The organism is Lysinibacillus sp. UBA5994, from assembly GCF_002429725.1.
GTDB lineage: Bacteria > Bacillota > Bacilli > Bacillales_A > Planococcaceae > Lysinibacillus > Lysinibacillus capsici.
On record NZ_DJAU01000026.1, the window covers coordinates 215,151 to 237,167 of the forward strand.

The window sequence follows — 22,017 nt, forward strand, 5'->3', positions numbered from 1 at the left end:
CCCGCCACAAGGGCTGAATGTCCTAGTTGAACGCAGGCATAGCATATCATTACCACAAACGAATAATTCTTTAGCTTACAGCATTCTTATATGAAATTATCATCAAGATAAATGAATGAAATCATTTATGAGGATTGTGATGTTTTTAGTCTAACTTTAGCAACATCTATCTAGTATAAATGAAAGAGCCACGAATAGCTGGCATTCAAAACGGGGATGGGCTTGTGGGCACCAGTGATGATTTACTTGATATATAAACAGTCAGAATCATTTTAGACGAAACCTTTGTGAATAAGCAACTAAAATCCCCGTGGTAAATGATGTCATTTTTCTATTCTTTTTCAAAAATAGTTAATCACACTACAATATAGACGCCTCACTCTCAAAGAAAGTTACACCAAATTTAGATTTTTTATTGTATCTTTATTCAGTTTATGTTTAACAAAAAATGTGGAAAGAACGCCAAACCTTGATTTAATAATGTTTATAGACTATGGAACATATTTCATGCTATACTAGAGCCATTGTGAAAAAAGGAGGAACTTGCATGATTCAAGTTAGTAATGTAGGTCTTCGCTATGGCGATCGTAAACTATTTGAAGACGTAAATATAAAATTCACACCAGGCAATTGCTACGGTTTAATTGGGGCAAATGGTGCTGGTAAATCAACATTTTTAAAAATCCTTTCTGGTGAAATTGAAGCGCAGGAAGGAAATGTATCGATGGGTAAGGACGAACGTTTATCTGTCCTGAAACAAAACCACTTCGAATATGATGAGCATACAGTGCTCGACACAGTTATTATGGGGAATAAACGCCTATATGACGTGAAAACAGAAAAAGATGCTATCTATGCAAAGGAAGATTTCTCCGATGAGGATGGCATGCGTGCTGCAGAGTTAGAAGGTGAATTTGCAGAGCTAAACGGTTGGGAAGCTGATTCAGAAGCGGCTACACTATTAAACGGTTTAGGTATCTCCGATGATCTTCATTACATGCTAATGGGCGATCTTGAAGGTTCTGACAAAGTTAAAGTATTACTGGCACAGGCACTGTTTGGTCAGCCTGATGTACTATTACTCGATGAGCCTACCAACCACCTTGACTTAAAGGCAATTCAGTGGCTGGAAGAGTTCCTGATTAACTTTGAGAATACAGTTATTGTTGTATCCCATGACCGTCACTTCTTAAATAAAGTATGTACACATATTGCGGATTTGGACTTCTCTAAAATCCAATTATATGTAGGGAACTATGATTTCTGGTATGAATCTTCTCAATTAGCACAAAAAATGGCACAAGATCAAAATGCGAAAAAAGAAGAGAAAATTAAAGAATTACAAGCGTTTATCGCACGTTTCTCTGCCAATGCTTCTAAATCGAAGCAAGCAACATCTCGTAAAAAAATGCTGGATAAAATTGAGCTGGATGATATTAAGCCATCAAGCCGTAAATATCCATTCATCAACTTCCAAATCGGCCGTGAAATTGGGAACGATGTCCTAACAGTAGACGGTCTAACAGCAAGTCATGAAGGCGAAACGCTATTCAAGGACATGCGCTTCTCGATGAACAAAGAAGATAAAATTGTTTTACTTGGTAGCCCAATGGCGAAAACAGCACTTCTTGATATTTTAATGGAAGAAAAAGAAGCGGATGCTGGCACATTTAAATGGGGTGTAACGACATCTCAAAGCTACTTCGAAAACGATCATGACAAGTACTTCGAAGGTTCTGAAAAAACATTAGTAGAATGGTTACGTCAATATTCTCCAGACGATGAAACAGAAAGCTTCCTACGTGGTTTCCTAGGACGCATGCTGTTCTCTGGTGAAGAAGTGAAGAAATCCCCTGCTGTTCTTTCTGGGGGCGAAAAGGTACGTTGTATGCTATCGAAAATGATGCTTGCGACAGCAAATGTTATTTTATTAGATGAACCTACGAACCACCTTGACCTTGAATCTATTCAAGCATTGAACGAAGGCTTAATTCGTTTCAAAGGCGCAATGATTTTCACATCACATGACCATCAGTTCATCCAAACAATTGCTAACCGTGTCATCGAAATCCGTGAAGACGGCTCTATTTTAGATAAGCAGTTAACATATGATGAATTCCTAGAGTGGAAAGATAGCCAAGGCTTAAGCTAAGCTTTACAAAAATCCTCTACCCATAGTGGGTAGAGGATTTTTTTGTCTTTTGTGTTTATATGGTTTTTAAAGGATTAAAAGGATTTTTATTGAATGATATAGTATAGCATTAATGAGGGGGTAATCTTCGTGAAGAAAATTGCAATTATATCAGATATTCATGGGAATAAAACGGCATTAGAGGCCGTATTAAAAGACATTCGCTTAAGAAAGATTGACAGAATTTTTTGTTTAGGTGATTTAATCGGCAAGGGCCCTCAAGGTTCTGCCTGTATAGAACTTATCCAACAGAATTGTGAACAAGTCGTACGAGGCAATTGGGACGTATTTATTCAATCCCCTACTGACAATGATTTTCTCCAATGGTTTAAAGATCGATTAACAGCAAAAGACTATCAATATCTCGGGTCATTACCCTTCCATATTGATCTTGAATTAAATGAACAGCTCATAAGATTTTTCCATGCGTCTCCAAGAAGTGAATTTGAACGTATCCTACCAAATCATCCACTTGAAAAGCGTTTATCTATGTTTGATAATACTGCAGTAACCAATTCAAGCCATTACAAGAAACATCCTGATATTGTGTTCTATGGCGATATCCATACAACTTTTTTACATACATATAAACAAGGAATTCTTTGTAATGTAGGGAGTGTTGGTAATTCACTTGACCTAACTTCTGCTTCCTATGCCATTCTAGATGGAACACAGTCAAACAATGCCATCCAATTTATTAGAGTAGCATATGACCGAGAGGCTGAGCTAATGATCGCAAAAGAACTAGGTATGCCTCAATTAGATCAGTATTATAATGAAATTATGTTTGCCAACTATCGAAATGCTTAGTACCGTCATAATTAAAAAAGAATCCATTTTCATGCCAACATGGATTCTTTTTTATATTCAACGCTGAAAATACCATTGTAGCGCATTCTTGTAGAGGATTTTATCAGCAGCCTGTTGATCAAATAGCTGTTGAATCAATTCCACATCCCCATAATTAAAAGGTCGTTTAGCTCTTGTAGACGGGCAATCTGTTCCAAACATGAGGGCATCTGGATTAGCATTATAAATCGCTTGTAAAGCATGCTTCACATCCAGCTCCACACGACCAAAGCCAGTCGCCTTGACACGTACTCCCTTATCAACAAGCTTTAATAAATGTGGCAGCCCTTCTTCCGACAACCCTAAATGATCGATGGAGATGGCTGGTAATGCTTCAATTGTCGAGGCTATCTCCGGTATTTCCTTCGCATCGATATATAATTCACTATGCCAGCCCACCAAATCATAAACCCGTCGTGCAAAGGTTTCTAGCTGTGATAAATCCTCTGAGCCACCTCGTCTACTATTAAAGCGTAATGCCCGTACCCCATTGTTATGTAAATGTACAATTTCATCATCCGTGACCGTATTAGGTAATTGCGTTACCCCACAAAACGTGGGACCCAGTTGTTTCAATGCTTTTAAAAGATAGGCTTGGTCAAATCCTTGAAAAGATCCTGATACAATGGCGCCTCCCGCTATCTGGAGACTCACTGTGTCCTTTTGATAATCCTCTACTACATAGCTTGGTGGCATATAACCTTGATTTTCGATAATCGGAAAATTAAAGTCAATGATATGAAAGTGTGCATCAAAGATTCGCATCATTTGTCCCCCTTTACCTTTGAATTTACCATACTCTAACTATAAGTTATAATACGAATTTCTAGCTATTTATCATAAGGAAAACTTATTGAATTGCAATAGCTTAAGTTCCTTCTTCTCTTTTCAAGTTGATAAAACAAACGTAAAAAATGGTATGAACGATTAAATTCATACCATTCTTTTTAGCTAATAGCTAATGCCTTATTCCTCAAATTTTTTAAATGCTAGCACAGCATTATGACCACCAAAGCCAAACCCATTCGATAGCGCAAAGTTAACGTCTTGATGAAGCGCCTCATTAGGAACATAGTTTAAATCACATTCGGGATCTGGTGTTTCATAATTGATGGTTGGTGGAATAATGCCATCCATTATACTTTTCAATGTAATAATGGCTTCAATTCCACCGGCCGCGCCAAAGAGATGTCCTGTCATCGATTTTGTGGAGCTAACCTTTAGTTGATAGGCATGATCACCAAAAACGTGTTTAATAGCCTTTGTTTCAGATTTATCTCCCTCTGGAGTACTTGTGCCGTGTGCGTTGATATAATCGATAGCTGACCCATCGATAGCACCCATTTTTAATGCCAGCTTCATGGCATTGGCAGCACCCGTAAAATCAGGAGCTGTAATATGATAAGCATCTGTTGTCACACCATAGCCAACAATCTCACCCAGAATCGTAGCACCCCTTTGTTTGGCGTGTTCATACTCCTCTAGGAATACGATGCCAGCTCCTTCAGACATGACAAAGCCATCCCGCTCGCTATCGAATGGTCGACTGGCCTTTGTTGGCTCTTCATTCCTAGTGGACATGGCTTTCATGCGGGAGAATCCTGCAAAGCTAAGTGGATTAATCGGTGCCTCCGCTCCGCCTGCTAAAATGCCATCCGCATAGCCATGTCGAATCGCTAAGAAAGCTTCTCCAATCGCCTGGTTTCCTGTCGCACAGGCAGAAACAGGTGAAAAGCTTGGTCCTTTAAAGCCCGTTTTGATTGCTAGTATTCCTGCAGCCATATTGCTAATCATCATCGGCACCATAAATGGTGACACCTTCCTAGGCCCTTGATTGAGCATCGCTTGATGATTTTCTAAAATCGTTTCAATGCCCCCAATGCCAGAGCCAATGTAAACGCCTAAACGCTCCTTATCTACCTGTTCCATATTTAAATTGGCTTGTGTCAGAGCTTGCTGGGCAGCGGCAACAGCATATTGCACAAATAGATCATATTTACTGATTTCTTTTTTATCCATATACAGCGTTGCATCGAAATCCGTACTCGTCCCAGCAATTTGCGTATTAATGCCGCTAAATGCCTCCCCTTGAATTTTTTGAATCCCTGATTCTCCTGCCTTAATATTCTCCCATAAGGCTGATACCGAATTACCTAACGGGGAAACAACACCATATCCAGTAACAACGACTCTTCGTACCATGCACATCGCTCCTTCTCGTTCATGTCTTACTTTAACAGTTCCTTTAATTGCTCCAGCATCTTTTGAAAGAACGCTTCTCCTACAACACGTTTATATTGTAATGCCCCTTTCGTACTTGAAATAAGTAATACAGCTAGAGCCTCCAAATCATTAGTAGCTTGGAGTGCGCCCTGTTGTTTAGCATCTTTCAATAGCTCAACAAAGACATCGATTTCCATTTGACTAAGCTGCTGAAGCTTTTCTTGCATTGGTTGCGGTAATTCTTGATAATCCGCCTGTAAAGCTGATATAGGGCAAATGCCGTCTTGCTCTAGAAATTTTATTCGCTGCATAATAAAGGCAAATGGCTTTTCCTCAGCTGGCAAAGTGGACTCCTTCATCAATGTAAAAGTTCTCTCTAATCCTTGTTGAATTCTTTCGCAAACAGCAATCCCTAAGTCTCCCTTCTTCTCGAAATGATAGTGAATACTGGCTTTCGTGACGCTAAGCTCCTTTGCTAAATGCTCATAACTAAATGATGTGAATCCTTTTTCCTGAATATTCTTCAATGTTAATTCTATAATTTGCATTTTTCTATTTGTCATGGCTTTATACTAACTTACTAGTAGGTAAGTGTCAATCTAAAAAATGCAGCAGATAAACGATTTATCTGCTGCTCGCGTGATTATTGCATTTCCTTTGTTGGTCCCATCACGCCAGGTACTGGTAAACCTGCTTGACGTAGTAGGACCGTCATTTGTCCACGATGATGTGTTTGATGGTCAATTAATACACGTAATAAAGCCCCTTTTGGCATCGGCGCTTTAAAGCCTGTTACTACCTCTAGTAACTCTTCATTCGAAAGTTTAGCCACTTCCTCTTTAATACCATTTGCTACGCTTTCATAGGCTGTCACGATCTCAGCCGCAGTCGTTGGCACAGGATCTTCTTGGCGAATCATTGGTACTTTTAAGCCTGCTAGATAGCTAAAATAACCTGCTGCTCCAACTAAATGCCAGCCTAACCAACCAAGTGTACTATGACCCTCTACAATACTTTGCTGAAGCTTGTCATCTGTTAAAGCCTGTAATACCTGTAGTGTCCCGTTTGATGCATTTGACCATTCTTGTAAGAAATCATCTACATGTCTATACATGTCTTTGCCCCCCATTTTTTCACTTCATTTCTATCATAGATAATTTTCCATGCTGTTACAAGTTTTCATTAAATAGTTTACATAATAATATTATTTATACAATCTCGTATTATTCGTATAACACGCCTCGTTCACGTATAATGAAAGAAAATAGCGAAGGAGTGTGCCCATGAGATACCCTGTTCTAGTACTTTCTGTAGTATTTTTACTGGCTGGCTGTCGTGAAGAAGTTCAGGAAGAGCCTGTGCCAGCTCCAACACCATCTGTGGAAGACAAGCAAGCAGTGGAACAAGATCAAACGTCACTTCTCTCCTATTTTCCACCTGATGGATCTGTTGCTTCTTTTCAAGGGGAAGGAAATGAATTTGCTAGCTTCACACTAAAAACTACCTACCTCGATACACAGCATATCTTACAAATAGAGGATAATGGTGGTGTGACACTATTAAAAATCTACCGCATAACGGATACAAGTATTGATCTTGTCTATCGAGAACCTGTTGACAGTAATCCAAGCATGCCAAGTGCAGCTGAGGCAGCTTCTTATCCTGTCCTGGAAACCGTACTTCAAAAGCCTTTACAAGTCGGGACAAGCTTTCAAGGTTGGACCATTGAATCAACGACCGCTACTGTTGATACTGGTACAACGGTCTATCAAGATGTCATCCAGCTAAGTCGCTCTGAAGATCAAATGACCACAACCAAATATTTTGCAAAGGACATTGGTCTAATTCGCAAAGAGGATACGATGGAAACAGAGCAAGATGAGCCATTTGTTGTGACATCAACCTTGCAAAAAATAGAATAATTGAAAGAAAACAGGCGTCCTGCTTGGGCGTCTGTTTTTTAGCAAAGGAGGCCAATCAATGAGTGATATACATAACACAACTCCAAAGCAAGGTGAATTAACGGAAGAAGAATTTATTGAACTTGTACTCGAGGAACAGCAAAAAGCCTTAGCACAGGCGCGAGAAGAACGCATTTATGGAAAAAAGCCCAAAAAACAAAAGCCTCTTGTACGCTGGATCGTGTGGGGTATGGCACTAGTGCTGTTTTTCAATACATTTGCCCTCATTTTTCAAATCTACTCCATACCCGCGCTTGAATTTATCAAGGTTTCAACGCGGCTCTCTGCACAAGAGGATATACAAACCTATAAAAAGGCAGTCGTTGAAATTTCAACAGGCTCCAGTAAAGGCACTGGTTTTGCCATCTCACCAGATGGTCTGATTGTCACCAACGCCCATGTTGTCGAACATGCCACAACATTATCAGTCGTCTTTCCTGATGAGGGACTGATGGAAGCAACATTAATCGAAAGCTATCCAGCCGTAGATTTAGCCTTTGTACAGGTGCAAGCTGAGCAACTTCCCTATCTACCTCTTGCAGAAGATCCACCTTACACTGTTAATGAACATGTCTATTTTATTGGAAATCCACTTGCTTTCACCGGCATCGCTAATGAAGGAACATTGCTAGAAGCCATTCAATTAGAAGATTGGCAGGAGCCAGTTAGGATGCTAAAAGCTCCTGTTTATCGTGGCAATAGTGGTAGCCCTGTAATCGATCTACATGGTGAGGTCATTGGGGTTATCTTTGCCACGATGAAATATGAGCCCATTGGAAATGTTGGCCTATTTGTACCTGTACAACTACTCCGAAATTTATTAGAAGAACAATAAAAAATGAACCTGTAATAAGCAGGTTCATTTTTATAGGGTGTCTTAGGTTTACATAATATTATTATTTATCTTTACTTTCTTGCTTGACGAACTGAGCAATTGGCGATTTTACAGGAATTTTACTGACAACCTCATCACTCACTTCTGCAACCTTTTGTAGCACATGTAAAAGCTTGTCATCCCCTGTCCAATGCTTTTCCACTACATCTGGACCCAACTTATTAATAATGGTATTTACCACAAAAGTTGCTAGTACAACATCATCTAAATAGCCACCAAAGCCTAGCAGTCCTTCTGGCATTAAATCCATCGGTAATACAAAATACGCAATGGATGCCCCAATTAATGCACGACTCTTTTTATCTACACCCGCATCGGTTACTGTTTTAATTAACAAATGAAATAAATCAGGCACAAACATTAAATACGGAGTAAACTTGTTACTTTTTCCCTTTTTCGACCCAAGGAAAGCTACTAATTTTGTACGTAGTTTCTGATAAAAATCCTGTTGCTCCTGTTCTTCAGGCAATTTTTCTTCATTATTCACATTCATCTGCCTCCTTCTTTACAGCGATGCGCTATTTTGGCGGGGCTACCTCTCCATTTTATGGGGTTATCCGCTACTTTTGTGCAGCTATCCTCCAGTTTCACATGGCTATCCGCTACTTTTATAGCGCTATCCTTTACTTTTGCATGGCTATCCGCCACTACTATATATTTAACCTAAAATAGGATTTGTAATCCTTAAACTTGCAAATGATACAAAAAAGACATCCTATTTGCATAGGATGTCTTGGGTTTAACGAAAGTAATTTTAATTACTGAGAATTAAAGTTTAGTTACGTTAGCAGCTTGTGGTCCGCGGTTGCCATCTACAACTTCGAATTCCACTTTTTGACCTTCGTCAAGAGTTTTGAAACCTTCGCCTTGGATAGCTGAGAAGTGTACGAATACGTCGTTTTCACCTTCAACTTCGATGAATCCAAAACCTTTTTCTGAGTTAAACCATTTTACTGTACCTTGTTTCATTTAAGAAAACCTCCAAAAAATAAAAGTGAACAATATGTAATTTCTTCAGCGATTGAAAAAAATTCACATATTACAAAGAGTACCGAACTAACGCGATCACTTTTTGTAATATGTGAATTCATGTTTCCGGTGAAGCAATTAAATTGTTAAGTTAAGTATAACTGCCATCCATAATTTTGTCAAATAAAGAAAAAATCTTTTTTACTTTTTTTCAAAATTTTTTTACTTCTCTTCTATTTTACACGCAATTATTCCATGATATACTTGTGCATCATCATCGCAAGCCTCACAGTAAAAGCTCTCATCCTCAGACCAAAAAGCCCAATACTGCTCCTCTTTCGTTGCCTCATTATCGTAAGAGGAACGAAAATGCGCTAATTTTTGCTGTAATGCACGTTCAAAGAGCTCCTTCGTGTCAAATGTATCTTCAGTTTGAATATAAGCTTCCCAGCCTTCAAATTTCCACCAAGGCTCATAGTCCGCTTTCATGTAAATAATTGTATACATATTTGCCCATTCCTTGCTGTCATAAGATAGTTTCATTTTAGCAAACACAACTGAAATGTCTATTAAAACCACCTGAATTATGCTATTATTACCTTATTATACATACTTTTTGGAGGTATTTTTATGTTTTCAAGTATTCGACCTAAAGCAGAGCTAGAAGAACTACTCAAACGTGGTACAGATTTACATGCAACAGGCCGATTTTACCAAACACTGGCATTCAATCATTTCACTTCACAAGATGAGGAGCACTTAAAGGCACTCTATCAAAAGCTCAAAGACATTACCCCTTCCATGAATGCCATTTTTCATCATTATTTAAGCGAGATATCCCCTACCTCTCAATTAACCATTAGTGAAGAAAATATTAATCAATACTTAACACAGTTTTTCTTAGCAACTCGTGATGATCATTATGTAGATGAAACTGTCAAATTTTTCAATCTATTCCGCAAGCATCAATACGAGCCTGGTAAATTAATTGTTGTCTTCAACCAATTTGCCTTCTATATTACTACATATATTTTATACAATTTTGGTATCAAGCCAAATAAAGCATTTCAATATATGAAATCCTTCCAATCCGCTGTCAATGTCGATCAAGAATTATTAGTGGAAGTGTTAACTGAACGCATTATTGAAAATGTGGTAGGAGAAGTATCTTCTTTAATGGATGTCAATGCCAAAATTATGTACATGAAAGATTTAGTTTTTAGCCTAGATAAACAAAATGAAGAGATTCAATCCTCTACTGCTGCAACAGAACAGATTGCAGCTTCTATCAATGAGGTTGCACGCATGTCTTCTCATATATCAGAGAAAACAACTGAATCTGTTGACCATGCTACAAAAGGTAAAAACGCTATTGAGCATGCCCTATCGGAGATTTTTAAAACAGAGGAGACCTTTACATCCATTGTTGACTCATTTTCAGAATTACAAAAAAGGGTAAATGATATTGAACAGGTTGTCACATTAATCAATCAAATCGCCGATCAAACGAATCTACTCGCACTTAATGCCTCCATTGAAGCAGCGCGTGCAGGTGAACATGGGAAAGGCTTTGCGGTCGTTGCACAGGAAGTACGAAAGCTTGCTGAAAACACGGTAGCTGCGCTAAGTGAAGTATCCGCAAATGTTCATCATTTAAAGAGTTATTCGAATGATGTTTCTAACTCGATTACCGATACGACAGCTATTATTAAAGAAGCAACCGTTGAAGCAAAAGATTCGTTACCATTATTAAATGCCATTGTTCAAGCGATTGAGGGTATTAATTTAGATGTGACAAATACGGCTGCCATTTCCCAGGAACAAGCAGCCGCGATTGATGAAGTTTCAGCAAGAATGATTGAAATTTCAAGCTTGCAGGAAGATATTCGTGATTATAGTCATAATACATCCAGCGATATTCATTTATTAGGGAAAGAAATTAACCGTTTCCGTAATGATCTTATTGCTAACAATAATGTACAGCTTTCATCTATTGCCCTACTACAATTATCGAAGGCGGATCATATTTTATGGAAATGGCGCATTTATAACATGTTCCTTGGCCTAGAAAACGTTGATCCAAGCGATGTTTCTTCTCATAGAGACTGTCGACTTGGCAAATGGTACACTGCGCCTCGTACAGTCGAACGTTTCGGTCATTTACAGGACTATCATGAATTAGATGGCTATCATTTACGCGTCCATGAATCAGCGAAGCTTGCGGCTGAAGCCCATAAAGCGGGTCATATCGAACAAGCTGATATTCATCTAAAAGAAGTCGATGAGGCATCTAAACATGTACTTTATCACATTAATAACTTAATTGCCTATTTAGAAAAAGAACGTGTCATGCAATAAAAGGAGAGGTTCGCCCCTCTCCTCTATTAAGTAGGAGGTATTCCCTTGAACAAACGAGCAAGTATAAAATTTTTTGGTGATGTCTATGGCACAGGCTACCGATTCTTCATCAAGCAAAAAGCTATTGAATTAGGGTTAAAAGGATACTGTCGATTGAATGACGCAGAGCAAATTGAAGTGGAAGTGGAGGGCTCAGAAAAGGCACTCAATGAATTTCTCCTTTTTGTCCAAAAAGGCGTTAGTCCCCAAGCCGATTCCAATTCATTTTCTTTAGAATTATACGATGATTTAAAAGGCTATATACGTATGGAGTCAGACATTGTTTAATGTCTGGCTTTTTTGTAGTGTTGTTTTAGAGAGGGGTTCAACAATTTTTAATCTTAACACTGCATTTTGTCATAAAGGAAGTATGATAAAATTATCGAAAAATATTTGGGAGATTATAATGAAATTTACTTGTCCTTGTTGCGGATATAAGACAATGAAAGGAAAACCACCAGGTACATACGAGATATGTGAAATTTGTTTTTGGGAAGATGACGGCGTTCAATTTTATGATTATGACTTTGGAGGTGGAGCTAATACGCTATCCTTAAGGCAAGCACAGAAAAATTTTAATATATTTGGTGCATGCGAAGAACGATGTATTGCGTTTGTAAGAAAACCAAACGAAAAAGACGAAAAAGATTCAAATTGGAAGCCGTTTTTCTAGAGAGCTGACACTGGGCTATGGGTTCTTTGAATGATGCCTCCTCTCCTAGTTATTGAAATCAAAAAAGTCATGCTCTTAAGAACATGACCTATCATCATTTTTTGATTTTTATTTTTTGAATGGCAGCAACTAATATTGATTCATCAGTGATTTTCACATATTGATTTTTAGATTCCTTCATATAGCCTTCTTTGTTTAAATAGGCTTTTAATTTTGATTTTTTCTCAAAGACTTTTTCTTTCACTTTCTGTTCACTTACTGGTTCATCCATATTTTTTGTAATAGACACCAGAAAAATTTTCGTCATCCTATATCCCCCTTTGTATCAGTTACGAATTCATTTGGAAAAAGTTTCATACAAGACTCATTCATTTTGGATGAAGATGCTCTTCTTAGAGAATAAACCGCTCCTTTTCGAGTTGGAGCCATGGATCTCACTTAACCGCTCGCTTTGAGGCAGAAGCCGCTCTTGAATCAAATTACGCTCCTCTATTCAGTGACCGAGATGCAAAAAATCGCTCATTCCGATGTCAGAATGGCTCCTTAGGACAACAAAACCGACTTATTCATCGAAACAACTCACTTATTCTATGTATTATCATTGAGAAAGTTCACAAATAGCAGTAAAATTTATGTAAGGGATTAATTTTCAATGAAACTTTATGTCGATTATTTCGTATAAGAAGATAGACATATTGAAAAGCAAGGAGGATGAAACAATGCTTAGTGTCGGACAGTTTTTCTCTAGACATAGTGCCAGCTTTCTTATTTCGCTCACAACTGTTTCTATCGCAGCAATTGCGGCAAATCCTGGATTCTTCCTTGGTGGTTTACTGTTTGCGGGTTCCTATGCGACGAGTACAGCGTTGCTGAAACATAGACAAAAAAAGAAAGTCATGCAAATAGCAGGCATCACAAAAGAAGAATTCAAACACATTGAAACACAAGTATTAACAGCTAATAAGCATATTCAAACATTGAGTCAAAACTATTTACGTGTACGTTCTGTTTCAGCGTTTAAACAACTACTTGAAATGACGCGTATCTCCAAAAATATCGTCAAAATCGTCAAGACAGACCCACGTAAATTTTATAATGTGGAACCATTTTTCTATGCACACTTACCTTCTGCTGTAGAATTAACGGATAAATATACAATGCTTTCCAAGCAGCCAGTGAAGGATAAGGAAATTCAATTAACTTTATCCAAAACACGTGAAACCCTAACTGATTTGAATGACACAATTCAAATTGATTTGAAGGATGCGCTTGCAAATGATATCGATCATCTGCAAATGGAGATTGAATTCGCAAATCGTTCCAATCTTAGACGTAGAGAACAATTGGACTGGCGAGGCGATGATAAATGACAGCAAACGAACACGCATTTCAACTAAATACCATACCAGGGCTTTCTCCACTAGTCCAATCCTATTTAGAAACAACTCCGCAAAACGAGGCGATGGCGACTTATGAAACGCTATCGCCTCTTGCACAAAGTCGTGCATTACTGTATGCCAGTCAAATCGATTTGACTGATTTTGAATCATTGCTGTCCCTTGGGCAAGATTCACAGCGAGCTCTGTCTCAATTTGCCGACCGCATGCTTGCTCAAGTAAAGCAAAAGGATGTCACTAAAATTGGTCAAATGCTGGATTCTTTAATGCAGACGTTAGATCGAGTAGATCCAACTGCTTTGGAACCAAAAAAGCAAACCTTTTTCAAAAAAATCTTTGGCAAAACCGAGCCTAATGTGAAGCAAACACTCACAGAATTTGAACGTATTAGTATACAGGTGGAACGCATTGGCGTTCAGCTAGAACGTGCACAGCTTCAGCTGATAAAAGATGTTGAAAACTTAGAGGCGCTTTATGCCCATAATCGAGGATTTTTTGAGGAATTGGCAACGGCGATTGCCGCAGGACAAATGAAAAAGCAGCAAGCCATTGAGGTAGAGCTACCTGCACAAATAACGAGTGTCCAAGCTACCAAACAGCCACTTGCGATCCAGCAATTAAATGACTTTGCTGCTCAAATCGAAAGACTCGATCAACGTATTTATGATTTACAAGTATCACAGCAAGTCGCTCTGCAAACAGCTCCTCAAATCCGTATGATTCAGCAGGCCAATCAAACATTAGCTGAAAAAATTGAGTTTTCTATCGTTACCTTGATTCCGCTCTGGAAAAACCAACTGGCGATGATGCTATCGATGCATATGGATCATCATTATGCACGTTTAGAGGAGCGATTATCAAGGGCTCATGATCGCTTCTCAAGTCCCACGTTTGAACAGCAAGTTTCGAAGTTTAAAGAAACACAGCAAGAGCTGCAAACAGCAATTAAAGATGTCTTTGCCCTGCATACCGCAACTGAACAAGAGAAACAACAGCTACAGGATGTGGCGGGTGCTAGCAGCTATCAGCGAGATTAACAAAAAAATGGGTGGCTCAGCAAATGTTCTGAACCACCCTGTTTGTTTTTATTCAAAATAATCTTTATAGTAGCCACCGACATTACCTGTGTTGTCGATGATAAAAACGAACTCTTCTGTTTCATTTTTCACTTCATACTCTTTTCCTACTGTTAATACGTTTGATACTAAGTATTTCGATGCATTTGTATGTTTGCAAGTAACCGTTCGTAATGTTGGCGCATCTTTCCATTTTAAATGTAACATATTCTCTCTACCTCTCTTTACTAGCAAAAGCTAATGTCTATTGCTTATTTTATAATATTTTTGGTCTTTTGTGGAGAAAAAAGAAATACTATACCTATTCTATCCAAAAAAAATGAAAATTTGAGGTGTTATGATGAGTTTTGGTGGTGTACCGCAATGGTTTTTTATCATTGCTGTAGCATTCGCAATCTGCTTTGTACTTTATGCAGAATGGAATTCTAGAAAATAAGTGAGTCCAACAGGTTGGACTCACTTTTTTGTGCTTATTTTAATGTACGCTTTAAAAATTCCTTCGTACGTTCATGTTGTGGATTGACTAATACTTGTGCTGGAGGGCCTTCTTCCACAATTACACCTTTATCCATAAAGACAACACGATCTGCTACTTCTTTGGCAAATTCCATCTCATGTGTCACGATGAGCATCGTATTGCCCTCGTTTGCTAGCTGACGCATTACCTTTAATACCTCACCCACCATTTCTGGGTCTAATGCGGATGTTGGCTCATCGAATAGCATTACATCAGGATTCATTGATAAGGCACGAGCGATGGCCACACGCTGCTTTTGTCCGCCTGAGAGTTGACGGGGCTTGGCATTCACATATTGATCCATGCCAACGATTTTCAAGTATTTAAGCGCCGTTTCTTCTGCTTCTTTTTTCGAACGTTTTAACACTTTGATTTGGCCCACCGTGCAATTACTTATGACATTGTGGTTGTTAAATAAATTGAACTGCTGGAACACCATGCCTAAATGTGTGCGATATTCTTGAATATTGTGCTTTTCATCTAGGATGTCTTCCCCTTTATAAATAATTTGACCGCCACTTGGCGTTTCTAATAAATTTATGCAACGAAGCAATGTGGATTTACCAGAGCCAGAGGAGCCAATTAAACAAACTACCTCCCCTTTTTCCACTTGGAAATTCACATCTTTTAACACTTGGTTACGTCCAAATGATTTACTTAAATGTTCGATTTTAATGACTGCCATTTGTGCGTCCCCCTATACGGCTTCTTTTTGTTCTTTTTGATAGGCATCAGGACCATCTAGACGTTTTTCAACATACAGAAGGATGCGAGATGCGGTAAATGTCATGATGAAATAAAGAACACATGCAACGAAGAATGATTCGAAATAACGGAAGTTGTTACCCGAAATTGATTTTGTTTGGAAGAATAATTCCGTTACTCCAATGACATTTAATACGGCTGTATCTTTAATATTCATGATTAATTGGTTACCTGTCGCTGGTAAAACATTACGCGCTACTTGTGGTAAGACAACATGAAGCATAATTTGGAAGTGGTTCATGCCAATTGCTGATGCTGCCTCGTATTGACCATTATCAATGGATACAATACCGCCACGAACAATTTCTGCCATATAGGCCCCTGTATTGAGGGAAACGACTAAAATACCTGCTGTAATAAAGTGCATATCGATACCGAATGCGATATCTAATCCGTAGTAGACAACCATAGCTTGTACAATCATTGGTGTACCACGGAAAAATTCAACATAGCATGTTAGTATAAAATTAATGAGCTTTAAGCTATAAAATTTCACACCTTTTTTACGAACTGGAATCGTATGCATAATTCCGATGAAAAATCCGATAAATGCACCAATAATTGTACTAATACTCGAAATCAGTAACGTATAATACGCACCTCGTAAAAACATTTGCCAGTTGTTTTCAATAATTGAAAGTATCCATTCAAGACTCATGATGTTCCTCCTAACAATGTCATCTTGCTCGCTTATTTCTTTTGTGTCCTAGCTCTTTCTACCATTCTATGATTTGTCACGCTAGGACATTATCATTATGTAGAGAGGTTCTCATTTTGATAATGATGAAATGATCATGCACGGACTAATTGCTAGTCCGTGCCATGTCATTATTGTGCTGCGGGTTGTTGAGAAATAGCTTCTTCCATAATCGCTTGACGATCATCTTCTGAAATGCCTTTTAGGATTTCATTGATTTTTTCACGATTTGCATCATCTTTACGTAAGCCTACAGCAATTGAAGTATTTGATAGGTCTGTATCAAAGCCTTCTTCAAATGCTACATATGTGAATTTATCGTTGGCAGCAGAAGCGGAAATGCCCTCTGGACGTTCAGCTACATAGCCATCAATTTTACCTGCTTCTAACGCCACACGCATTGCTGGGAAGCTCTCCATTGCTGTTTGCTTTTCTACGCCTTTAATTTGATCGATAACTGTGTAGTTTGATGTATTTAATTGTGATGTAATTTTAGCACCTGAGAAGTCTTGAATCGATTTTGCGCCTTCATATTTGCTACCTTTTTTAATAACCATAACAAAATCAGAAGTATAATAGTTTTCTGTAAAATCAATTGTTTTCTTACGTTCTTCTGTTGGTGACATACCTGCAATAATTGCATCAATTTTGTTTGATTGTAGCGCAGGAACTAAACCGTCCCACTCCATTTTAACAATGACTAACTCTTTGCCTAGACCTTCAGCGATTTTCTTTGCCATTTGTACATCATAGCCACCTGCATACTCTGCATTATCCGCAATTTTCACTGCACCATTTGCATCGTCTTGCTGTGTCCAGTTGAACGGTGGGTAGCCAGCCTCCATTCCAATTCGGAATTCACCGCCACCTTCTTCTTTGTCAGTTCCAGCATCACTTGAACCGCCCTCTTTTTTGTCACTTGTGCCACATGCAGCTAGCACAATTGCCGTCATGATAGAGATCATTACTAACAACCATTTTCTTTTCATGAAAAACTCCCCTTTTCTGTAAAAAAATAAGACAACTGTACTAAAAAAGACCTAAGTTTATTGAACTTAGGTCTTACCTTTTATGACAGTTGCCCAAATCCTCACTATAATTTCCATGTTTCCGAGATAGCACAACCTAGTAAATCTGGAAATCCATTTACTAGGACAGTCCTGCACTTATTCACTGCAGACCCAGTATAAAAGTACGAGCTCCTTTTATACTTCGGCGATATTTCCTTCTTCATTGCGTCTTCGCTTGCTTTTACTCAACAATGAACTAATAAATACCGCGCCTCTACCTCACTGGTAACAATTCGTGAGGTTTGTTTATTTAATTGATATTTAGATACTACTATAAAACTAATATGTTCGTCAAGACGATTTTAACATTTTTCTGACTAATGACAATATTAGGATATTGTGCGTTCTGCTTCCACTTTAAATCGTTGAACTTTTGTTGATATTTCTGAAAATTACAACAAATATTTATTATAGAGTATGTTCTACATATGAGAAAAGTTGCGTTTTTTTCTTTCTTTGCTCCTCTAAACGATGTAACATTCGTACTCTTTCAAGCATAGAATCGGTCAATACCTTTCGTCATACAAAAAACCCTGCTGAACATTGTTCGCAGGGTTTAATGGAATTATGAATTTAATAATAAATCTTCAGGATTTTCGATTAATTCTTTAACTGTTTTTAAGAATCCTACAGAATCTTTACCATCGATGATACGGTGATCGTATGAAAGTGCTACATACATCATTGGACGGATTTGAACTTCACCATTTACTGCAACTGGACGGTTTACAATTGAGTGCATACCTAAAATACCAGCTTGCGTACCGTTCATAATTGGTGTTGACATTAATGAACCGAATACACCACCATTTGTGATTGTGAATGATCCACCAGCCATGTCATTTAAGCCTAATTTTTTATCACGAGCTTTTGTCGCTAAGTTAGCAATATCTTTTTCGATTTCTGCAAAGTTTTTGCTATTTGCATCGCGTACAACTGGTACGACTAAACCTTCTTCAGTCGATACAGCAATACCGATATCAAAGAAGTTATTTAAATGAATTTCATCGCCAGAGATTTGAGCGTTTACGTATGGGTATTTTTTCAGTGCTGCAACAACAGCTTTAGTGAAGAATGACATGAAACCAAGTTTGATGTCGTTTGCTTTTACAAACTCTTCTTGTTTACGTTTACGAAGTGCCATGATGTTTGTCATGTCAATTTCGTTGAATGTTGTTAACATTGCTGTTGATTGTTTAACTTCTAATAAACGTTTTGCAATTGTTTGGCGACGACGGCTCATTTTTTCAATTGTTACACGGTCAGAATTAGCTGCTGGTGTGAATACTACTGGGCCTCCTGAAGTTGCTACGGATGTAGGTGCTGCTGCTGGTGCTACAGCTGGTGCTGTACCATGAGCTGCTACATCTTGTACACGTACACGTCCTTGTGGATCTACTGGAGATACCGCTGCAAGGTCAATACCTTTTTCACGTGCAAGACGACGTGCTGCTGGAGATGCAACTACACGCTCACCAGAAGTTTCTTCTACTACTGGAGCTGCTGCAACTGGTGCAGGTGCTGCTTGTGGCGCTGCTGGTGCAGGTGCTGCCTCAGTTGGTGCTGCCGCTGCTGGAGCTGCTGCTGCGCCTTCGCCTGCTTCTACTACTGCGATAACTTGACCAACTAGTACAGTATCGCCTTCTTCAGCTAAAATTTGTGTTAATACACCTGCTTCTTCAGAAATGATCTCAGCGTTTACTTTATCTGTTTCAAGTTCAACGATGAATTCACCTTTTTCAACGCGATCGCCCACTTTTTTTACCCACTGTGCGATACTACCTTCTGTAATCGATTCTGCTAATTCAGGGACTTTAATTTCAGCCACTATCATTTCCTCCTTTGATTAACGTGCATGACGCACATAGAAGGGCTACTGCTTAAGGGCAAGTAGCCCGGTTTCAAAAATTGATATATATTATTTAACCTTTACTGGCTCAGCAACCGCTTCTTCAATAAGAGCTGCTTGTGCTGCTTTATGAGAATCTGCATCCCCTTCAGAAGTTGAGCTCATTGCAGGACGGCCTACATAGCGAAGTTTTTTACCTTCTGAAAGTTCATATAATGTTTCTAATGCATAATTCCATGAGCCTTGGTTTTTAGGTTCTTCTTGTACCCAAACAATCTCTTTTGCATTAGGATACTTAGCAATGATACCAGCTACTTGCTCTTTTGGGAATGGGTAAAGTTGTTCTACACGAATAATGTGTAGGTGATCGAAGCCTTCGCCGTCTTTCACGCGCTCTGCTAAGTCGATCATCACTTTACCTGTACCTAAAACGATACGCTCTACAGCTTCTGGTTTAGCCCCTAAGCCTGGTTGTTCAATCACTTCTTGGAATGAACCATTTGCTAATTGCTCAGCATTCGCCGCAGCTAATGGGTGACGTAATAATGATTTTGGTGATACGACTACAAGTGGACGTACCCCTTCTGTACCTAATAATGCTGCTTGACGGCGTAATAAGTGGTAGTAGTTTCCTGCATTTGAACAGTTCGCTACAAACCAGTTATTTTCAGCTGACATTTGTAAATAGCGTTCCATACGGCTTGAAGAGTGCTCTGGACCTTGACCTTCATAACCATGAGGTAAAAGGATAACTAGACCAGATTTTTGACCCCATTTTGAGCGTGCCCCTGAAATAAAGTTATCAAACATCACTTGTGCCATATTCGCAAAGTCACCGAATTGTGCTTCCCATACTGTTAGTACATGGCTATTTTCTAGGTTGTAACCATACTCAAAGCCTACCACCCCAGCTTCAGTCAGTGGAGAGTTGTGTACTGTAAAGGATGCGTTCGCACCAGAAATATGGTGTAGTGGTGTGAAGACATTGCCATTGTTTTTATCATGCAGTACTAAGTGACGTTGAGAGAATGTACCACGTTGTGCATCTTGACCTGTAAAGCGTACTGGTGTGCCATCTTGAATAATCGTTGCATACGCTAAAGTTTCAGCATGACCCCAGTCAACTTTTGCAGACGCATAAGCATCACGGCGTTTTTCTAAGATTTTACCAAGCTTTTTCTGTGGTTCAAAGTTTTCTTCAAACACTAAAAGCTCTTCATTGATTTTTTCTAAACGTTCCGCACCTACTGCTGTATCAATTTGTGGGAACTCTACTTTTAATTCTTCTGGCATTTCTAAATGATGATGATCATCTTTTTCTGCCATTTCTTTGACGTGGTCATAGGCTGCTTGCATTTCTGCATAGATAGCTGTATCTAGTGCAGCTACATCATCAGCAGTTACAAGACCTTCTGCCACTAATTGTGCACCATATAATGCACGCACTGTTTCATGTTTAGACACTAATTTGTATGTTTCTGGGTTTGTCACTGTTGGGTCATCTGTTTCATTATGACCATGGCGACGGTAACCTACTAAGTCCACAATAATGTCTTTGCCAAATGTTTGACGGTAGTTTGCCGCAAAACGTCCAACTTGCACTACTGCCTCTGGGCTATCTGCGTTGACATGGATTACTGGTACTTCATAGCCTTTTGCAGGGTCAGAAGAATACACAGAAGAACGAGAATCATAATGTTCTGTTGTGAATCCAATCATATTGTTTGCGATAATATGGATTGTTCCACCTGTTGTAAAGCCTTCTGTTTTAGCAAAGTTTAACACTTCTGTTACAATCCCTTGACCTGGGAATGCAGCATCACCGTGTACAAGAATGCCTAAGCCCTTTGTACGGTCAAAAATAGGTTGCCCTGGTTTAGATGTATCATCTTGTGTTGCACGAGTAGCACCAAGTACTACTGGATTGCCCACTTCTAAGTGAGATGGGTTGTAAGCCAATTTCACATTCATACCGGATTCACGGTTGTAAGAAGCACCCATGTGGTATTTCACATCACCTGTCCAACCTTTTGTAATTTCAAGGCGGCCATGCTCTGGCATAAATAAATCATTGGAAACATGTGCAAAATCAGAGAACATCATGTCATAAGGTTTATTTAAAATGTGTGTTAAAACGTTTAAGCGACCACGGTGTGCCATACCAATACGTACGTTTTCCACATTTTTTGCTTCTGCCGTTTTAATAATTTCATCAAATAGAACGATTTGCGTATCTAAGCCCTCACCAGAGAAACGCTTTTGTCCTACAAAAGTTTTATGAATAAATTTCTCGAAATTTTCAACGCGAGTTAAACGATCTAATAAGGCTTTCTTCTCATCCGCAGATAATGCTTGTTTGAATGAGCCTGATTCGATTTGCGCTTGAATCCAATCACGTTCTTCAGTAGCTACTACGTGACCATATTCAAATGCTACTTTATCTGTATAAATAGCTTTTAAATAGTCGATTGCATCCTTACCATTTTTC

23 protein-coding genes and 1 riboswitch are annotated in these 22,017 nt (G+C 38.8%); of the genes, 9 read left to right on the forward strand and 14 right to left on the reverse strand.

Annotated elements, in window-relative coordinates:
- The first annotated feature begins 547 nt into the window (after positions 1-547).
- Together B3D98_RS09140 and B3D98_RS09145 are read left to right on the forward strand one after the other, a co-directional pair.
- The gene (locus B3D98_RS09140) at positions 548-2,152 is read left to right on the forward strand and encodes an ABC-F family ATP-binding cassette domain-containing protein (RefSeq protein ID WP_004230062.1); all 1,605 of its coding nucleotides are present in this window, start codon (positions 548-550) and stop codon (positions 2,150-2,152) included.
- Positions 2,153-2,281: 129 nt separating this feature from the next.
- On the forward strand, positions 2,282-3,001 hold the full coding sequence (locus B3D98_RS09145; RefSeq protein WP_279494997.1) for a metallophosphoesterase family protein: 720 nt from the start codon (positions 2,282-2,284) through the stop codon (positions 2,999-3,001).
- 57 nt (positions 3,002-3,058) lie between these two features.
- Here the strand turns inward: B3D98_RS09145 and B3D98_RS09150 are convergent, their stop codons facing one another.
- The 4 genes from B3D98_RS09150 to B3D98_RS09165 all read right to left on the reverse strand — a co-directional run bounded on the left by B3D98_RS09150 (position 3,059) and on the right by B3D98_RS09165 (position 6,377).
- Positions 3,059-3,805 (reverse strand): amidohydrolase family protein, encoded by a 747-nt coding sequence (locus B3D98_RS09150; RefSeq protein WP_288582546.1) that lies wholly within the window; start codon positions 3,803-3,805, stop codon positions 3,059-3,061.
- A 201-nt stretch (positions 3,806-4,006) separates the two neighbouring features.
- On the reverse strand, positions 4,007-5,242 hold the full coding sequence (gene fabF, locus B3D98_RS09155) for a beta-ketoacyl-ACP synthase II (protein ID WP_066036788.1): 1,236 nt from the start codon (positions 5,240-5,242) through the stop codon (positions 4,007-4,009).
- Positions 5,243-5,268: 26 nt separating this feature from the next.
- The gene (locus tag B3D98_RS09160; protein WP_288582550.1) at positions 5,269-5,826 is read right to left on the reverse strand and encodes a TetR/AcrR family transcriptional regulator; all 558 of its coding nucleotides are present in this window, start codon (positions 5,824-5,826) and stop codon (positions 5,269-5,271) included.
- Positions 5,827-5,906: 80 nt separating this feature from the next.
- Positions 5,907-6,377, reverse strand: a complete 471-nt coding sequence (locus B3D98_RS09165; RefSeq protein WP_016993631.1) for a DinB family protein — start codon at positions 6,375-6,377, stop codon at positions 5,907-5,909.
- Positions 6,378-6,546: 169 nt separating this feature from the next.
- Between B3D98_RS09165 and B3D98_RS09170 the strand changes: the two genes are divergently transcribed.
- Together B3D98_RS09170 and B3D98_RS09175 are read left to right on the forward strand one after the other, a co-directional pair.
- Complete coding sequence (locus B3D98_RS09170) at positions 6,547-7,185, forward strand: hypothetical protein (RefSeq protein ID WP_288582553.1); 639 nt, start codon at positions 6,547-6,549, stop codon at positions 7,183-7,185.
- A gap of 58 nt (positions 7,186-7,243) precedes the next feature.
- On the forward strand, positions 7,244-8,059 hold the full coding sequence (locus tag B3D98_RS09175) for a S1C family serine protease (RefSeq protein WP_288582555.1): 816 nt from the start codon (positions 7,244-7,246) through the stop codon (positions 8,057-8,059).
- Positions 8,060-8,120: 61 nt separating this feature from the next.
- Here the strand turns inward: B3D98_RS09175 and B3D98_RS09180 are convergent, their stop codons facing one another.
- From B3D98_RS09180 to B3D98_RS09190, 3 genes are all read right to left on the reverse strand, one after another.
- Entirely contained in the window at positions 8,121-8,612 is a 492-nt protein-coding gene (locus B3D98_RS09180; protein WP_066036791.1) for a YkvA family protein, read from the reverse strand.
- A gap of 275 nt (positions 8,613-8,887) precedes the next feature.
- The gene (locus B3D98_RS09185; RefSeq protein ID WP_004230088.1) at positions 8,888-9,088 is read right to left on the reverse strand and encodes a cold-shock protein; all 201 of its coding nucleotides are present in this window, start codon (positions 9,086-9,088) and stop codon (positions 8,888-8,890) included.
- A 222-nt stretch (positions 9,089-9,310) separates the two neighbouring features.
- A complete protein-coding gene (locus B3D98_RS09190) occupies positions 9,311-9,595 on the reverse strand; it encodes a DUF1033 family protein (RefSeq protein WP_208644731.1) in 285 nt (94 codons plus the stop codon).
- A 123-nt stretch (positions 9,596-9,718) separates the two neighbouring features.
- On the opposite strand from B3D98_RS09190, the gene B3D98_RS09195 reads away from it, so the two are divergent.
- The 3 genes from B3D98_RS09195 to B3D98_RS09205 all read left to right on the forward strand — a co-directional run bounded on the left by B3D98_RS09195 (position 9,719) and on the right by B3D98_RS09205 (position 12,158).
- Complete coding sequence (locus B3D98_RS09195) at positions 9,719-11,446, forward strand: globin-coupled sensor protein (RefSeq protein ID WP_288582572.1); 1,728 nt, start codon at positions 9,719-9,721, stop codon at positions 11,444-11,446.
- A gap of 45 nt (positions 11,447-11,491) precedes the next feature.
- On the forward strand, positions 11,492-11,773 hold the full coding sequence (locus tag B3D98_RS09200; RefSeq protein WP_016994023.1) for an acylphosphatase: 282 nt from the start codon (positions 11,492-11,494) through the stop codon (positions 11,771-11,773).
- A 118-nt stretch (positions 11,774-11,891) separates the two neighbouring features.
- Complete coding sequence (locus tag B3D98_RS09205; protein WP_016994024.1) at positions 11,892-12,158, forward strand: CPCC family cysteine-rich protein; 267 nt, start codon at positions 11,892-11,894, stop codon at positions 12,156-12,158.
- 94 nt (positions 12,159-12,252) lie between these two features.
- On the opposite strand, the gene B3D98_RS09210 is transcribed toward B3D98_RS09205, so the two are convergent.
- Entirely contained in the window at positions 12,253-12,465 is a 213-nt protein-coding gene (locus B3D98_RS09210; RefSeq protein WP_048392884.1) for a hypothetical protein, read from the reverse strand.
- 412 nt (positions 12,466-12,877) lie between these two features.
- On the opposite strand from B3D98_RS09210, the gene B3D98_RS09215 reads away from it, so the two are divergent.
- On the forward strand, positions 12,878-13,528 hold the full coding sequence (locus B3D98_RS09215; protein ID WP_004230101.1) for a 5-bromo-4-chloroindolyl phosphate hydrolysis family protein: 651 nt from the start codon (positions 12,878-12,880) through the stop codon (positions 13,526-13,528).
- On the forward strand, positions 13,525-14,592 hold the full coding sequence (locus tag B3D98_RS09220) for a toxic anion resistance protein (RefSeq protein WP_009371332.1): 1,068 nt from the start codon (positions 13,525-13,527) through the stop codon (positions 14,590-14,592). The genes B3D98_RS09215 and B3D98_RS09220 overlap by 4 nt, the downstream gene beginning before the upstream one ends.
- A 48-nt stretch (positions 14,593-14,640) precedes the next feature.
- Here B3D98_RS09220 and B3D98_RS09225 read toward each other — a convergent pair whose 3' ends face one another.
- The 6 genes from B3D98_RS09225 to B3D98_RS09250 all read right to left on the reverse strand — a co-directional run.
- Complete coding sequence (locus B3D98_RS09225; RefSeq protein ID WP_048392887.1) at positions 14,641-14,838, reverse strand: DUF6501 family protein; 198 nt, start codon at positions 14,836-14,838, stop codon at positions 14,641-14,643.
- Positions 14,839-15,101: 263 nt separating this feature from the next.
- Positions 15,102-15,833, reverse strand: coding sequence for an amino acid ABC transporter ATP-binding protein (locus tag B3D98_RS09230; protein ID WP_004230107.1), 732 nt, complete (start codon positions 15,831-15,833; stop codon positions 15,102-15,104).
- Positions 15,834-15,845: 12 nt separating this feature from the next.
- The gene (locus B3D98_RS09235) at positions 15,846-16,571 is read right to left on the reverse strand and encodes an amino acid ABC transporter permease (RefSeq protein ID WP_004230111.1); all 726 of its coding nucleotides are present in this window, start codon (positions 16,569-16,571) and stop codon (positions 15,846-15,848) included.
- Between the two features lie 170 nt (positions 16,572-16,741).
- The gene (locus B3D98_RS09240; RefSeq protein WP_004230114.1) at positions 16,742-17,599 is read right to left on the reverse strand and encodes a transporter substrate-binding domain-containing protein; all 858 of its coding nucleotides are present in this window, start codon (positions 17,597-17,599) and stop codon (positions 16,742-16,744) included.
- Positions 17,600-17,718: 119 nt separating this feature from the next.
- Positions 17,719-17,905: riboswitch (Lysine riboswitch) on the reverse strand.
- Positions 17,906-18,245: 340 nt separating this feature from the next.
- On the reverse strand, positions 18,246-19,508 hold the full coding sequence (gene odhB, locus B3D98_RS09245) for a 2-oxoglutarate dehydrogenase complex dihydrolipoyllysine-residue succinyltransferase (protein WP_048392889.1): 1,263 nt from the start codon (positions 19,506-19,508) through the stop codon (positions 18,246-18,248).
- Positions 19,509-19,598: 90 nt separating this feature from the next.
- Positions 19,599-22,017 (reverse strand): 2-oxoglutarate dehydrogenase E1 component (locus B3D98_RS09250; RefSeq protein WP_288582577.1); only part of this gene is annotated, 2,419 nt, incomplete at its 5' end.

Bases quoted from the DNA above. Each gene is read 5' to 3' on its own strand.
- B3D98_RS09205 (WP_016994024.1), top strand. From the start codon at position 11,892: ATGAAATTTACTTGTCCTTGTTGCGGATATAAGACAATGAAAGGAAAA.
- B3D98_RS09175 (WP_288582555.1), top strand. From the start codon at position 7,244: ATGAGTGATATACATAACACAACTCCAAAGCAAGGTGAATTAACGGAA.
- B3D98_RS09235 (WP_004230111.1), bottom strand. From the start codon at position 16,571: ATGAGTCTTGAATGGATACTTTCAATTATTGAAAACAACTGGCAAATG.
- B3D98_RS09210 (WP_048392884.1), bottom strand. From the start codon at position 12,465: ATGACGAAAATTTTTCTGGTGTCTATTACAAAAAATATGGATGAACCA.
- B3D98_RS09170 (WP_288582553.1), top strand. From the start codon at position 6,547: ATGAGATACCCTGTTCTAGTACTTTCTGTAGTATTTTTACTGGCTGGC.
- B3D98_RS09225 (WP_048392887.1), bottom strand. From the start codon at position 14,838: ATGTTACATTTAAAATGGAAAGATGCGCCAACATTACGAACGGTTACT.
- B3D98_RS09190 (WP_208644731.1), bottom strand. From the start codon at position 9,595: ATGTATACAATTATTTACATGAAAGCGGACTATGAGCCTTGGTGGAAA.
- B3D98_RS09150 (WP_288582546.1), bottom strand. From the start codon at position 3,805: ATGCGAATCTTTGATGCACACTTTCATATCATTGACTTTAATTTTCCG.
- B3D98_RS09220 (WP_009371332.1), top strand. From the start codon at position 13,525: ATGACAGCAAACGAACACGCATTTCAACTAAATACCATACCAGGGCTT.
- B3D98_RS09215 (WP_004230101.1), top strand. From the start codon at position 12,878: ATGCTTAGTGTCGGACAGTTTTTCTCTAGACATAGTGCCAGCTTTCTT.
- B3D98_RS09230 (WP_004230107.1), bottom strand. From the start codon at position 15,833: ATGGCAGTCATTAAAATCGAACATTTAAGTAAATCATTTGGACGTAAC.
- B3D98_RS09180 (WP_066036791.1), bottom strand. From the start codon at position 8,612: ATGAATGTGAATAATGAAGAAAAATTGCCTGAAGAACAGGAGCAACAG.
- B3D98_RS09240 (WP_004230114.1), bottom strand. From the start codon at position 17,599: ATGAAAAGAAAATGGTTGTTAGTAATGATCTCTATCATGACGGCAATT.
- fabF (WP_066036788.1), bottom strand. From the start codon at position 5,242: ATGGTACGAAGAGTCGTTGTTACTGGATATGGTGTTGTTTCCCCGTTA.
- B3D98_RS09160 (WP_288582550.1), bottom strand. From the start codon at position 5,826: ATGACAAATAGAAAAATGCAAATTATAGAATTAACATTGAAGAATATT.
- B3D98_RS09140 (WP_004230062.1), top strand. From the start codon at position 548: ATGATTCAAGTTAGTAATGTAGGTCTTCGCTATGGCGATCGTAAACTA.
- B3D98_RS09165 (WP_016993631.1), bottom strand. From the start codon at position 6,377: ATGTATAGACATGTAGATGATTTCTTACAAGAATGGTCAAATGCATCA.
- B3D98_RS09185 (WP_004230088.1), bottom strand. From the start codon at position 9,088: ATGAAACAAGGTACAGTAAAATGGTTTAACTCAGAAAAAGGTTTTGGA.
- B3D98_RS09195 (WP_288582572.1), top strand. From the start codon at position 9,719: ATGTTTTCAAGTATTCGACCTAAAGCAGAGCTAGAAGAACTACTCAAA.